We start from the raw sequence: 13,139 nt of genomic DNA, 5'->3' as shown, positions 1-13,139 counted from the left end.
TTATCGCTGATATTTTTACCTGAATGAGGAGCAGGGAGTAGAGGGGAAGAGGTAATTTTTCATTCTTCTCCATGCCTAATGCTCAATTTCCTTCACTAAGTATAGTTTTGTATAAGTAAGTTCGGAGCTTTTTTAAACGCAAAGGAACGCAAAGGAAAGCGCAGAGGGACGCAAAGTTTGAGCGATACGGTCTTTGATTGAATAGGTATGTTTTACAAATGTTGTCAAAAGCCACAGATTACATTCAATTTTTACCCCCTTTAACGCCACTAATTTTTAAAACATCAGTCATGGTTGCACAATAATTTGGCAAGCCGAAACTATCAGGATTGATGAATTTTTCATAAGTGAAATGCCGATAGTTCATGCAAAACCGATCCCAAGCGGCCATCTGAATGCGGAACAGAATAATAAACAAATTAGCTAATGCTATAGATATGGGAATGCGAAAGTAAATCTTTTTGCCCAGATAAGCACAAACTTCTTTCACTGCTTGATTAGCAGTTAACGGTGCTTGACCTAAAACAAGCCGATGTGGTTGATCATTTTCTACAGGATGATCGATTAAATATCGCACGACAGTGGCAATATCTCGCCCGTGGATAAAGTGAAAACTGCCATCAGCTTCTAGAAAGCGAATCAAATTAATATATTTCGTAACTTCTGGAATGCCAGATGTGAGATGAGAATAGGGTTTTTTGGCATCACCGCCTAATACTAAAGTGGGAAATACTGTGGTAATTTTGGGTGCGATCGCTAATTTTTCTTTTTTCTCTAAGCACTCATATTTAGAACGGATATAATCTGTCCCAATTTCCCCGGCTTCTTTTAATGGTTGATTGTACCGATCCAAAACGCTAGCTGTCGAAAAATAAATCACCTGCTGGCAACGTTCTGGATCTAAGAGTTCGAGCAACTCTATAGTCTTAACCACATTAATATCAAATGTCTCATCACCACCCCAAGCTGTGGCTGTGAGTACCGCCGTATCAATTGTAGATAGCAAATCGGCAAATTGACGAATATTTTGCATATCACCTTGCAAAACGTTGATACCTGAACGGGCTTTAGTATCAACTTGCAGTTTACTTGGGTTCCTAACTAGTAGATACAGTTCGTGATCTGTTTCTTTAATTAAGGCTTCTGTTAAATAATGACCTACACAACCACTTGCACCAGTCACTAAAATCCGTTTCTGGCTCATACTAAAATTTTAATAAGTTAGGAGTTAGGAGTTAGGAGTTAAGAATTAAGTTAAAAGTTCCCAATCAAGAGTTATTAATCAAGTTAGGAGCTAAGAATCAAGTTAGGAGTTAGAAGTGAGGAGTTAAGAATAAAAAAAATCACTTTGCACCTCGCAACTGATAATTTTATAACTCCTAACTCATAACTCCTCACTCTCAAGCCTTAACTCCTGCAAGATTTAATTCCTTTGCTGTTTCAAAGAAGAAAGCAACATTTTCTTCTGGAGTTTCTGGTAAGACACCGTGACCGAGATTGAGAATGTGACCCCAATTACCAGCTTTGCGAACGGTATCGAGAATGCGATCGCGGATAAACTCTTTAGAGCCGAATAACACGCCTGGGTCAAGATTTCCTTGAACTTTGACTTGCTTACCCAATCTAGCTCGTGCGTCTGCCATATCCACTGCCCAGTCTACACTGACTATATCAGCGCCAGATTGTGCCATTCTTTCTAACACACCCGCACTACCGCTAACTAGCAAAATCAAAGGTGTATCAGGGTGGGTTTGCTTGACTTGCTGGAAAACTCTCTGCTGATAGGGGAGAGCAAAGGTATCATAATCTTGAGGACTCAATTGACCCGCCCAAGAATCGAACATTTGCACAACTTGAGCGCCAGACTCAATTTGGTAGCGGGCATAAATAGCGATCGCATCTGCTAATTTAGCTAACAATTGATGCAATATCGTCGGCTCGGAAAATGCCATGTTTTTGATGATGGAATAGGTTTTAGAACCTTTTCCTTCTACTGCATAAGCTGCTAATGTCCACGGCGCACCCACAAAGCCCAACACCGTTGATTTATCGCCTACTTCCGAACGCAGCGCTTGTAAGATTGTCTTGATAAATGGTAGAGCTGCTTCTGGTTCTAAAGGATGCAAACGTTCAATTTGTTCTTGAGTGCGGAGGGGCGAGTGAATGATTGGCCCTTTACCTTCGGCAATATCCATGTCAATGCCCAAACCCGGTAATGGGGTGACAATATCAGAAAATAAAATTACTCCGTCTGGCCCGAAAGCTCTCCAGGGTTGCAAAGAAACTTCAATTGCTACTTCTGGAATTTCGGAGCGATCGCGAAACGAAGGATACTTCTCTCTTAAGTCTCGATATGCTTTCATATATCGTCCCGCTTGTCGCATCATCCATACAGGGGGACGATCTACTACTTCACCACGAGCAGCCCGTAAGAGATGAGGAGTCGTTGAATAAACACCCATTTATCACTTCATCCTAAGTCACAATTTTTATGCCACTGTTTAGCTTATCATTCTGGGATTACGCTTTTTCACCAGGTTTGGAGATTAGAAGAGTGGGGAGTGGGGAGTGGGAACTAAGGAGTGGGGACTAAGGAGTGAGAAATAGGATAAAACAAGAATCAATATTGAACTGAGGATTGGAAATTGGGCATTGGGCATGGTTATTATTCTTATCCCTCGTCTCCTTTGTCCCCTTGTCTCCCACTCCCCACTCTCCACTCCCCACTCCCTAACTCCCTATGCAAACTGACTCTAACAGTCCCGATCGTGTTGCATCTGCTAACAATGAGCCTAATCCAGGAAAGTTTTTGATTCCGCGATCGCAGCGACAGCGGTTCTTTATTAATTTTACCTTAATGACCCTGATCGGATGGGTTGTGGGTGGCGTTGCTAGTATCGCCTTAGAGAAAATTATTCTCCAAAGCTTACTTAGTGTTGCAATCCAACCACAAATATGGAGCATTGTTGCCAGAAGTCTCAGCGATGTTGTATTTGCCGTGATTTTTGCTGCCGATCAAGCTCTTGCTATTTACCGATATTTACTGCCTTGGCAGTGGCTATTCGCTACTAGCGTTGGTTGGCTGATTGCCAACGGCGTTTCTAAAGCTTGGATTAACTACATTTCAACCATTGTCTCATCATCTCCTGAACAGACTTTGATTTTGGGATTTTTGTCTGCGATCGCATATATTATTTCTGGTATTTGGCTGGGGCTTTGCCAATGGCTGGTATTGAGACGATACACAACAGGTATTTGGTGGTGGAATTTTTTACCCTCAATCTCTTTCTTCTTGATTACTATTTTGGTTTGGTTGCTTTTTATTGTGCAAAATTTGATTCCAGAAGCAAACCGTACTTTTATACTCTATTGGACTGAACAAGGATTTACAGCACTAATTTTGGGAACTATACCAGCAATTGGCTTATGTACTTTGAAAATAAATTCACATCGCCGGAGTGGAATTTCTGGTTGATCATAATTAGAGATATGAGTGAAAAAGAATTGTTTTGACGTAGCATTGCTACGTCAAGACAAGTGTTATAGATAACGCATATTTAATATCAGTTCTATAGACATCTCCAGAAATTAAATATGCGTTATTCAGAACCCTTGTAGAGACGCGAAATTTCGCGTCTCTACATTCTTTTTCGGAGATGTCTTATGTCTATTTTAGATTTCATCTAGATTATAGAGAATCCCAAATTGAATCGAGGTTTGCTTGAGCTTGTTTGAGTGCTGTTTCTGGAGATGCTCCTAGCATAGTGGCTTCGATGGCTCGACCTAAACTGTCAGACAAGCGACTATAGCCAGGAATAATTGGTCGAGAACCTGATACAGACATTTGCTCAATAAAGACTTTCAAGACAGGTTTTTGCTGGAGAAATTTTTGATAAGCCTGACTTTGGGCAGATTTAATGTTAACTGGTAAAAAACCCGTCCCTATACTCCATTCTGTTTGGAATTCTTCACTTAAAACATACTCTAAAAATTTGAGTGCGGCTTGCTCTCTTTCTGGTGTAGTCTTCATCAAATACATATTTCCAGTGGCTGTCACCGTAGCAGGTTTCACTTTTGCAGGTATAGGGAATACGTTAAAGTCAACATTGGACTTCATTATATAAGTCCAAGGCCCTGTGAGTTGCATAGCAACGCGACCTGCAATAAAAGCGTCTTCTTCATAACCTCGCTCTGGGGAAGAAAGAGTTGCGGAACCATCTTTTAATAGGTTTTGCCAAAATTGTAAGGCTGCGATCGCACCTGGATTCGTCAAATTTGGACGGTTATTTGTTACAATCTCTCCGCCAGCGCTTAATAAGAAGGGGAACCAAGTAAATACAGTCCATTCTTCCTTTCCTAAAGGCAGTAACATTCCGTACTGTTCAGGTCGATTATCACCATTCCTATCTATGGTCAATTTTTTAGCAACTTCCCTTAACTCTTCCCAAGTCTTAGGAATTTGCTTAATTCCCGCAGCTTGAAAAAGTTTAGGTCGGTAAAAAATCCCTACATTGCCCGTGTAAAGTGGGATTGACCAAAGATGACCGTCTAATTTTAATCCCTCCCATAAATTGGGGCTAATTTCTGACTTTAATGGAAATTTGTCCAGCCATTTTTCTAAAGGACGAATTGCCCCTAGTTCCATAAACTGACCTGTCAATTGAGGATCGAATGACAAAATATCTGGAGATGTATTGCCCACAACTGCTGTTAATATTTTTGGCAATTGGGGTTGACCTATAAAGATAGATTTTACCTGGACATCACTATGAGTCTGATTAAATTTATCTACTAGTTTATCAAACACATCCCGATTAGTAGGGGGATTAATTGATTGCCATAGACTCAGATTAATTACTCTATCATTTTTCTGGACTGTCCCCTGACAACCATATAAAAATATCAAAAAGATACTCAGAATAATTCCTATCAGCGAAAGCCGCCAAACAGAATTGGTCAACTGGCGGGAAAGTTTTTGAATTTTAAATGGGAAAAAGTTAACTTTCATGTCAATTTTTAGATTTGTTGGGTATCTATCATTTCACCCTTTTTAAACTACACCGCCGTGTAGTCAATTATATAAAGATTAAAAGTATTGAAGATAAGTAAGTGGGTCAAATTAAATATCAACCCTCACCCTCAATCCGGCTGACCCCGACAATAATAAGGAGAGGGATTGAGGCTGAGGTTTTATCTTATATTTAATTACACCTACCGACTTATCCATATTTATTTGATCTATGAGTTGATTAACATCTTTATAATTAACAATATCTATTTAATTTTCAATATTATATAAAAAAAAATTATCTTGCATCAGAGTTCAAATAGGATTTAATAAGGGAGGTGCAGGAATATAACCTCCAGCAACTAAGACCATTTTCATTAAAAAATCTATCTTAATCTCTATTTTAGAAAAAGTTGCTCCAATATACTACATTTTATCTGAATCTTCATGAGTGCTAATAAGTTAAACTAGCAGATATTGATTGTATAGTATAATACGTTATTCCCTTGTGACCCAAATTTTATGGTAAGCTCTATCACGCCTTATTTTTTAAGTAGCTTTTTAGAAAATTCATTTCATTTGAAGCATCATCTACAAGATTTTTTACATTTAGATGCAGAAACCGTAGAGACAAAGTTAGCAGCAGCACAAGAAGAAATAAAAAACTTAGGACACAAAGATTTTAATTGGCAAGAAGCAAGTGCTTTCTACCGAGATAAAGTAGGAGAACTTTACTTATTTGAATTGGGGGCTTGGCATCTGTCAAGTCATGAGTATATTGGAGATATGTTGCGGTTGATTGCAGATTCTGCCCAAGGTCGAGTGCTAGATTTTGGTGGTGGAATAGGAACTCATGCCCTTGGCGCTGCTCTTTGCCCACAAGTTGAGCAAGTAATCTATTATGATATAAATCCGATAAATCGTGATTTTGTTGAGTATCGCTCTGAGAAAATGGGATTGGATAAAAAAATAGTTTTTGCTCTTGAAATGCCTGGAAAAGAGAAATTTGATACGATTTTATGCTTTGATGTTTTAGAGCATTTGTTAGATCCTAGCGAGCAGTTATTGCAATTTTATCAAGCTTTGAACTCTGATGGTAAGATGATAATGAATTGGTATTTCTTTAAAGGTCTTAATCAAGAATACCCTTTTCATTTAGATGATCCCAAAGCAATCGAAACCTTTTTCCGTACACTTCAGAGTCAATTTTTAGAGGTTTTTCACCCTTATCTCATTACAACCCGTTGTTACCAGAAGCAGAGTTAAATTCGACTTAATGTCTTTTGGGTGGAGTGATACCGAAACCCAATAAGTACATTGTTTAGGTAAAAAAATGATCTTGATGAAAATACATTAACGACGAAAATGTACCATAAATTATTATTTATGTCTACTCCAATTGGTTCACTAGGTTCAGGATTGGGTGGCGGAGTGGAGTTGACCATTTCTAACATTGCTAAAGAGATGCTGCGGCGAGGACACAAATTAGAAATTGTTGCACCACAAGGGTCTTTTAGCAGTTCATTACCTATTAAAGAAATCCCTGGCGAACTCCAGATACCAGCCCAAAATCAGACTCGTACCGATCCAATTTTTATTTCGGAAAATTCTGTTGTGGCGAATATGTGGGATTATGCTCGGCAAGTGCAAGCAGATTATGATCTGATTGTGAATTTTGCTTATGATTGGCTGCCATTGTATTTAACACCATTTTTTAATACTCCGATCGCTCATCTGATCAGTATGGGTTCTTTGACAGATGCTATGGATGGCATAATTGAACAGGTAGCAAATAATTTTCCAGGTACTATTGGCGTTCATGGTCAAACTCAGGCAGCTACTTTTACATTTGCAGATAAATGTAGATGTTTAGTAAATGGCATAGATTTATCTGTTTATCAGTTTTGCACTCAACCTGGTTCTTACCTGGGTTGGGTAGGTCGGATAGCGCCAGAAAAAGGGCTAGAAGATGCTGTAGCAGCAGCCAAAATTACGGGTATACCGATGAAAATCTTTGGATTAATACAGGATGTACCCTATTGGGAGCAAATTTGTCAGGAATACCCTGATGCTCCCATAGAATACGGAGGATTTTTACCAACGCACGAACTTCAACAGGAATTAGGTCAGTGTCGAGCATTATTAATCACTCCCAGATGGATAGAGGCTTATCCTAATGTGGCACTAGAGGCGCTTGCTTGCGGTGTGCCTTTGATTAGTTATCGTCGGGGTGGTTTAACAGAAATTATCCAGGAAGGCAAAACTGGCTTTTTGGTGGAACCTGATAGTGTCCAAGGTTTAGTAGAAGCTATTAAGCGTCTGGATGAACTTGACCGTTATGCTTGTCGCCAGAAAGCAGAAACTGAATACTCTTTGCAGGCGATGGGCGATCGCACCGAAGAGTGGTTTCAAAAAATTCTGAAAAACTGATATACTACCAATCAATATTTGCCGTCAACTATGGCGCGTAGCTTGCCGCCGTAGGCATCGCTAATATTCCCGCATCCCCATCTAAAGTTACCTCTACTCCCACTGGTAAGGCTACATTGGGGCTATCATGACCAAAAGGCAAATCAGAAACAACAGGAATACCCAAATCACCCAAGCGATCGCGCAATACTTCTTCTACACTAAAGCTAGACACAGTTGGCGGCGCTTCACAGCGAGTAAAACCGCCCAAAGCAATACCGCAGACTTGAGATAAAGCACCACTCAAACGCCACTGTGTCAGCATTCTGTCAATCCGATAAGGTGCTTCTGTAATATCCTCCAGCGCCAGAATTACACCATCGAGATGTGGCAAAATTGGTGTAGCTAAAAGGTTAGTAGCCACAGTGAGATTACCTGGTAATAAAGTACCACTAACTACGCCGCCCCCCCACCCGCAACCTTTGAGAGGGGCGAAAGAACTACCTTCTACCCAATCAAATAATCTCTCAATAGACCAATCTGGCTCATCTGCCAAAGTCGTCAGTACGGGGCCGTGAACGCCGGAAATTCCTGCTGTATAAAGGCTCCATAATAAAGCTGTGATATCAGAAAAGCCTATAAGCCACTTGGGAAGCGCTGAGTTTGGCCAATTCCAATCTTCTAAAATACGGGTGCTGCCAAAACCACCTCTGGCACAGAGAATACCACGACAATCAGGATCTTGCCATGCTGCTGCTAGTTGGTGACGACGCTTTTCGTCTTTACCAGCTAGGTAACCCCACTTGTCATCTATCTTAGGACTTATTTCTATTCGATAACCATGCGATCGCCAAATTTCTAGACTCCGTTCAAATGCCTCAAATTCTCGCAAAGCACCACTAGGGGCAATTACTCGTAGTAAGTCTCCAGGTTTCAGGGGCGGTGGTAAGATTTTGGATGGCATGAAAAAAGTTAGGAGTTAGGAGTTAGGAGTTAGGAGTTAGGAGTTAGGAGTTAGGAGTTAGGAGTTAGGAGTTTGGAGTTTGGAGTTTGGAGTTAGGAGTTTGGAGTTTGGAGTTAGGAGTTAGGAGTTTGGAGTTTGGAGTTTGGAGTTAACAATACTATATTGTCGTTTCATAAGTTATAGCTTTTTGCGGCAAAAGATAAATACCCCCAGAGATTAAAGTCAGGGCGACAGAAATCCAAAAGGCAATTAGAGAGGGAGTTTGCCACACTTCACCCAGAGGCGCAATCAAAAGTGCGATCGCAACTATTTGACTAACAGTTTTGAGTTTACCCCAAATATTCGCCCCGGTAATCGTCGTTTGATTCACCCGCCAACCAGCGATCGCTAATTCTCGCGCTAAAATCAAAAACACTCCCCAAGCTGGTACTTTTCCTAGTTCAATAAAAACCAACAACGGCGCTAGTACCAGAAGTTTATCCACTAAGGGATCAAGAAATTTACCCAATTCACTAATTTGGTTGAGTTTCCGCGCCAAATAGCCGTCTAACCAATCAGTTAATGCAGCAATGATAAAAATCGCCAAACATATCCACTGAGCTTGAGGTGTGGGATTATATAAACCGTAAAGCAAAAATGGTATCCCCAATAGACGAGAAAAGGTAATCCAGTTGGGTATAGTCATAGGGAATTAAAAAATCAAACTTCAAAATTAACAATTGTAAAGCAACAAGCAGCCAGGGAAATATGCAAAATCTATGCAGATTAGTGTATCTGAGTATGGCTGCATGGGAAAATCTGTTTTCTGTAGCTATCCTAAAACAATACTATGACTGAACACACAGACTCTCAATTCCGCATCGAACGCGATTCGATGGGCGATCGCCAAATTGCTAGTAGCGTTTATTACGGCATTCAAACGCTTCGGGCTATCGAAAACTTCCATATTAGCGGCATAAAGCCTTTATCTACTTACGTAAATGCTGGATTAATCATTAAAAAAGCTACAGCAATTGTGAATGGAGAACTAAATTGCATTCCCCAAGAAATTAGTCAGGCGATTGTCCAAGCAACCGATGAAATCCTGGCTGGGAAGTTCCGGGATCAATTTGTCGTGGATGTTTATCAGGCGGGGGCTGGAACATCCCACCACATGAATGTCAACGAAGTTTTGGCAAACCGCGCCTTAGAAATTCTTGGGGAAGAAAAAGGCAATTATAAACGTGTTAGTCCCAATGATCACGTTAATTATGGGCAGTCTACCAATGATGTGATTCCTACCGCAATTCGGATTGGTGGATTATTGGCATTATCCAAGACATTACACCCAGCAATAGATCATGCGATCGCATCCTTAGAAAACAAAGCTGTAGAATTTCAAGATATCGTTAAATCTGGCAGAACCCACTTACAAGACGCAGTACCCGTGCGTTTGGGTGAGAATTTTCGAGCTTGGGCGCAAATTCTTACAGAACATCAAAACCGGATTTACACCGCCTCTGGTGATTTGATGGTGTTGGGTTTGGGAGGTAGTGCAGCCGGAACCGGGTTAAATACTCATCCTTTGTATCGCGCCCGTGTGGTAGAAGTTCTCTCAGAATTGATTGATACTCCTTTAGAACCTGCACTGCATCTTATGGCAGCCATGCAAAGTATGGCACCATTTGTAAATGTTTCCGGTGCTTTACGCAACTTAGCGCAAGATTTAGTCAAAATATCTCATGATTTACGACTGATGGATTCGGGGCCAAAAACTGGTTTGAAAGAAATTCAACTCCCCCCAGTGCAACCCGGTTCCTCGATTATGCCAGGGAAATATAACCCAGTGATGGCAGAGATGACATCAATGGTGTGTTTTCAGGTGATGGGTTACGATAGTGCGATCGCTTTAGCCGCACAAGCCGGACAATTAGAATTAAATGTGATGATGCCACTAATTGCCTATAACTTGATTCACAGCATCGAAATTCTGGGTAATACCATCGCCGCACTCACCGAACGCTGCATCGAGGGAATTACTGCAAACCAAGAACGTTGTTTAGCTTATGCCGAAGGCAGTTTAGCTTTAGTAACCGCACTAAATACCCACATAGGTTATTTAAATGCTGCTGCTGTCGCCAAAGAATCTTTAGAAACCGGTAAACCCCTACGGCAAATTGTCTTAGAACGCGGATTGATGAGTGAAACAGACTTAGCTACAGTCTTAAATCTAGAAGAAATGAGTGGTATCTTACCGCTCAAAACAGAATAATAGGCTATGGGGTATTGGGCATTGGGCATTGCTTGTCCCTCATACTCATAACTCCTAACTCCTAACTCCTAACTCCCTCTATCCCCTATCTATCCATGCAGACTCAAAAACCATCTGTTAGTCTTATTCGGGCTACATCCTACGAACGAGAGGCTTTACGAGAATCCTTAGTTATTCTCCTGGAACCTTTTGGAGGTATGGCAGCGTTTGTGAAAAAAGGCGATCGCGTTTTACTAAAACCGAATCTACTTACAGGGACGCGTCCTGGTAAAGAGTGTATCACCCGTGCCGAACTAGTTTATCAAGTTGCCCAGATGGTAATTGAAGTTGGCGGTAAGCCCTTTTTGGGCGATAGTCCTGCTTTTGGCAGTGCTAAGGGCGTAGCAGTAGCAAATGGCTATCTGCCTATTTTAGAAGAACTCAATCTTCCCATCATCGATTTTCATGGTCAGCGTTACCAAACCGTCAGTGACAATTTTAACCATCTGCGGCTGTCTAAAGAAGCAATGGAAGCAGACGTAGTGATTAACCTACCTAAAGTGAAATCACATGCCCAGCTAACATTAACACTGGGTGTAAAAAACTTGTTTGGTTGCGTCCCCGGCAAAATGAAAGCTTGGTGGCATATCGAAGCTGGAAAAGATGCGAATAGATTTGGTGAGATGTTAGTAGAAACTGCTAGGGCAATTAACCCTAACTTAACCATATTAGATGGCATCATCGGTCATCAAGGAAATGGACCCAGTAATGGTGAACCTCGCCACCTGGGGATTTTAGCAGCCGCATCAGATATATTTGCCTTAGATCGAGCAATGGTAGAAATTCTCAATGTTCCTCCTGAACAAGTACCCACAGTTGCAGCTTCCCAAAGGCTGGGAGTTTGTCCAGAACTAGATGCCATAGAGTTTCCGCATTTAAATCCTGACTTATTAAAAATACAAGATTGGCGGCTACCAGACAAGTTGATGCCCATCGATTTTGGTATGCCCCGTGTGATTAAGTCTACGTTTAAGCATCTTTACACCCGATTTATCAAGGAACCTATGAGTGTTTATGGAAGGGAGTAGGGATGAGGGAGATGAGGGGGATGAGGGGACAAGAGGTGAGAAGTTGCAACAAGTCTTTCTCCTTGTCCCTAAGTCTTCTTCACTATGCCCCATGCCCAATACCCTATATAAATTGACAAAATTACTGTGATATTACGGAAATTTTAAAATTTAAATTCTCAAATATTTGTTTAGTAATATTACTGAATCGATGCTGCACAACGTTGATGCATCTGTATTTATTCGGTAACTATCGTTGGTTATAAAAATCATTGCTATCCATTTCTTCTTTAATGTCAAATATTTTTGTGTATAACTACTGTATAACAATCAATGGCACTGATATATTTTCAGTACTTTTGCGGTTTTGTGTTCTGTATCACAAATTAAGAATTCCCATAAAATGACCTTATCAAAGGCTTTGTAGAATGTTATAATCATGAAGTATCAAACAAATACATTTTGCTAATTAATCTTGAAGCAGCGAAAAAATGTAATTTATGATGCTGTTAAAGTTGGCTTTGCGTATGCGAACCGTTACACCATACAGGGAAACATCTGAAAATATTAATTACAAAATAAAACATGATTTGTTTACTTGTAACTTTGTATTAAGAAGTCCATGTATAAAAATGCTATTATGACAGTTGTAAAACTGGTTTAGATTGTAGAATGCTAGACATTTTACATTTTAAAAATAGCTAAAATATCATTAAGACTCTCGCTCAGAGAGTAGACCTACACAGTGATCCGAAAAACGCCAATTTTGTATGAATTCAAATAGTCAGTCTGCCAATACCGATACATATTCCCAACGTTTGGCAGACATTGTGGGAACTGCGATCGCTATGTTGACTCTCACCCTACCCGTGTTTGTCATTGCCCACTATTCTTCAAGTAATGTTCAAATCAACCAGCAACCCTTGGTTCAAAATTTCAAAGGAAGTTAAGATTGATAAAACTTTCCAGTAGCATTTCACCAGCAGGAAAGCTACAAAAAAGGAGAAAAGTAATATTGAGAAAATCTCTCTAGATTTTGATCTAGTTCATCAGGAATAAGCTGAAATCTGTATTGTCTGACTCCAGATTTTAGTTGTCTTGACAAAGTACGAGCAAAAATAAATCCCTCCAACAGCAATCAAAGGTGGGAGAGAATAATACCCTCTGAGAAAAAGCGTTGCAAAGTTACTTCGCAACGCTTTTTCCATATCAATAGGAGTGCCAGAAATGAGGGAGCAGGTCTTTCAAGGGTAAGTAAGTGGGCGCAAATAATCATCACTGGCTCGTAGTTGCGCTTTAGCGCTAAAGCGCGACTACGAGCCAAATACAGAGATTTTACTTTTCGTTACATAGTTTGATTTTATCTTGTCAACCTACTTACTTATTTAAAAATCAGGCAGTAGAGAGGGTGATTTGAAAGGCAATTCTTAATACCTTAAACTTACGATTACGCCTGCATAA

11 protein-coding genes are annotated in these 13,139 nt (G+C 40.3%); 6 read left to right on the top strand and 5 right to left on the bottom strand.

The features are described from left to right. Nucleotides 1–244: 244 nt before the first annotated feature. Both V7K32_RS11060 and hemE read right to left on the bottom strand, forming a co-directional pair. A complete protein-coding gene (locus V7K32_RS11060; RefSeq protein WP_334993055.1) occupies nt 245–1,204 on the bottom strand; it encodes an NAD-dependent epimerase/dehydratase family protein in 960 nt (319 codons plus the stop codon). Between the two features lie 196 nt (nt 1,205–1,400). Further along, on the bottom strand, nt 1,401–2,462 hold the full coding sequence (gene hemE, locus V7K32_RS11055) for a uroporphyrinogen decarboxylase (protein ID WP_334993053.1): 1,062 nt from the start codon (nt 2,460–2,462) through the stop codon (nt 1,401–1,403). A gap of 278 nt (nt 2,463–2,740) precedes the next feature. Here hemE and V7K32_RS11050 point away from each other — a divergent pair, with 278 nt between their 5' ends. Then, nucleotides 2,741–3,475, top strand: a complete 735-nt coding sequence (locus V7K32_RS11050; protein WP_334993051.1) for a hypothetical protein — start codon at nt 2,741–2,743, stop codon at nt 3,473–3,475. Nucleotides 3,476–3,688: 213 nt separating this feature from the next. On the opposite strand, the gene V7K32_RS11045 is transcribed toward V7K32_RS11050, so the two are convergent. Continuing rightward, the gene (locus V7K32_RS11045) at nt 3,689–5,008 is read right to left on the bottom strand and encodes an ABC transporter substrate-binding protein (protein ID WP_334993049.1); all 1,320 of its coding nucleotides are present in this window, start codon (nt 5,006–5,008) and stop codon (nt 3,689–3,691) included. Nucleotides 5,009–5,530: 522 nt separating this feature from the next. On the opposite strand from V7K32_RS11045, the gene V7K32_RS11040 reads away from it, so the two are divergent. Next, nucleotides 5,531–6,274 (top strand): class I SAM-dependent methyltransferase, encoded by a 744-nt coding sequence (locus V7K32_RS11040; protein ID WP_334993047.1) that lies wholly within the window; start codon nt 5,531–5,533, stop codon nt 6,272–6,274. A 120-nt stretch (nt 6,275–6,394) separates the two neighbouring features. Further along, complete coding sequence (locus V7K32_RS11035; RefSeq protein WP_334993045.1) at nt 6,395–7,438, top strand: glycosyltransferase family 4 protein; 1,044 nt, start codon at nt 6,395–6,397, stop codon at nt 7,436–7,438. A gap of 28 nt (nt 7,439–7,466) precedes the next feature. Here the strand turns inward: V7K32_RS11035 and V7K32_RS11030 are convergent, their stop codons facing one another. Further along, nucleotides 7,467–8,381, bottom strand: a complete 915-nt coding sequence (locus V7K32_RS11030; RefSeq protein ID WP_334993043.1) for a S66 peptidase family protein — start codon at nt 8,379–8,381, stop codon at nt 7,467–7,469. 157 nt (nt 8,382–8,538) lie between these two features. Continuing rightward, nucleotides 8,539–9,066 carry a CDP-diacylglycerol--glycerol-3-phosphate 3-phosphatidyltransferase gene (gene pgsA / locus V7K32_RS11025; protein ID WP_334993041.1) on the bottom strand — a complete coding sequence of 176 codons (528 nt, stop codon included), beginning with the start codon at nt 9,064–9,066 and terminating at the stop codon, nt 8,539–8,541. A gap of 144 nt (nt 9,067–9,210) precedes the next feature. On the opposite strand from pgsA, the gene V7K32_RS11020 reads away from it, so the two are divergent. The 3 genes from V7K32_RS11020 to V7K32_RS11010 all read left to right on the top strand — a co-directional run bounded on the left by V7K32_RS11020 (nt 9,211) and on the right by V7K32_RS11010 (nt 12,628). Next, the gene (locus V7K32_RS11020) at nt 9,211–10,632 is read left to right on the top strand and encodes an aspartate ammonia-lyase (protein ID WP_334993039.1); all 1,422 of its coding nucleotides are present in this window, start codon (nt 9,211–9,213) and stop codon (nt 10,630–10,632) included. Between the two features lie 95 nt (nt 10,633–10,727). After that, nucleotides 10,728–11,699, top strand: a complete 972-nt coding sequence (locus V7K32_RS11015; RefSeq protein ID WP_334993037.1) for a DUF362 domain-containing protein — start codon at nt 10,728–10,730, stop codon at nt 11,697–11,699. Between the two features lie 749 nt (nt 11,700–12,448). Continuing rightward, complete coding sequence (locus V7K32_RS11010; protein ID WP_334993035.1) at nt 12,449–12,628, top strand: hypothetical protein; 180 nt, start codon at nt 12,449–12,451, stop codon at nt 12,626–12,628. Nucleotides 12,629–13,139: the final 511 nt, after the last annotated feature.

It is taken from the genome of Nostoc sp., from assembly GCF_036917635.1.
Classification (GTDB): domain Bacteria; phylum Cyanobacteriota; class Cyanobacteriia; order Cyanobacteriales; family Nostocaceae; genus Nostoc.
The sequence above is the reverse complement of the archived record's forward strand: the minus strand, read 5'-3'. Positions and strand labels throughout refer to the sequence as shown.

Bases quoted from the DNA above. Each gene is read 5' to 3' on its own strand.
- V7K32_RS11060 (WP_334993055.1), bottom strand. From the start codon at position 1,204: ATGAGCCAGAAACGGATTTTAGTGACTGGTGCAAGTGGTTGTGTAGGT.
- hemE (WP_334993053.1), bottom strand. From the start codon at position 2,462: ATGGGTGTTTATTCAACGACTCCTCATCTCTTACGGGCTGCTCGTGGT.
- V7K32_RS11050 (WP_334993051.1), top strand. From the start codon at position 2,741: ATGCAAACTGACTCTAACAGTCCCGATCGTGTTGCATCTGCTAACAAT.
- V7K32_RS11045 (WP_334993049.1), bottom strand. From the start codon at position 5,008: ATGAAAGTTAACTTTTTCCCATTTAAAATTCAAAAACTTTCCCGCCAG.
- V7K32_RS11040 (WP_334993047.1), top strand. From the start codon at position 5,531: ATGGTAAGCTCTATCACGCCTTATTTTTTAAGTAGCTTTTTAGAAAAT.
- V7K32_RS11035 (WP_334993045.1), top strand. From the start codon at position 6,395: ATGTCTACTCCAATTGGTTCACTAGGTTCAGGATTGGGTGGCGGAGTG.
- V7K32_RS11030 (WP_334993043.1), bottom strand. From the start codon at position 8,381: ATGCCATCCAAAATCTTACCACCGCCCCTGAAACCTGGAGACTTACTA.
- pgsA (WP_334993041.1), bottom strand. From the start codon at position 9,066: ATGACTATACCCAACTGGATTACCTTTTCTCGTCTATTGGGGATACCA.
- V7K32_RS11020 (WP_334993039.1), top strand. From the start codon at position 9,211: ATGACTGAACACACAGACTCTCAATTCCGCATCGAACGCGATTCGATG.
- V7K32_RS11015 (WP_334993037.1), top strand. From the start codon at position 10,728: ATGCAGACTCAAAAACCATCTGTTAGTCTTATTCGGGCTACATCCTAC.
- V7K32_RS11010 (WP_334993035.1), top strand. From the start codon at position 12,449: ATGAATTCAAATAGTCAGTCTGCCAATACCGATACATATTCCCAACGT.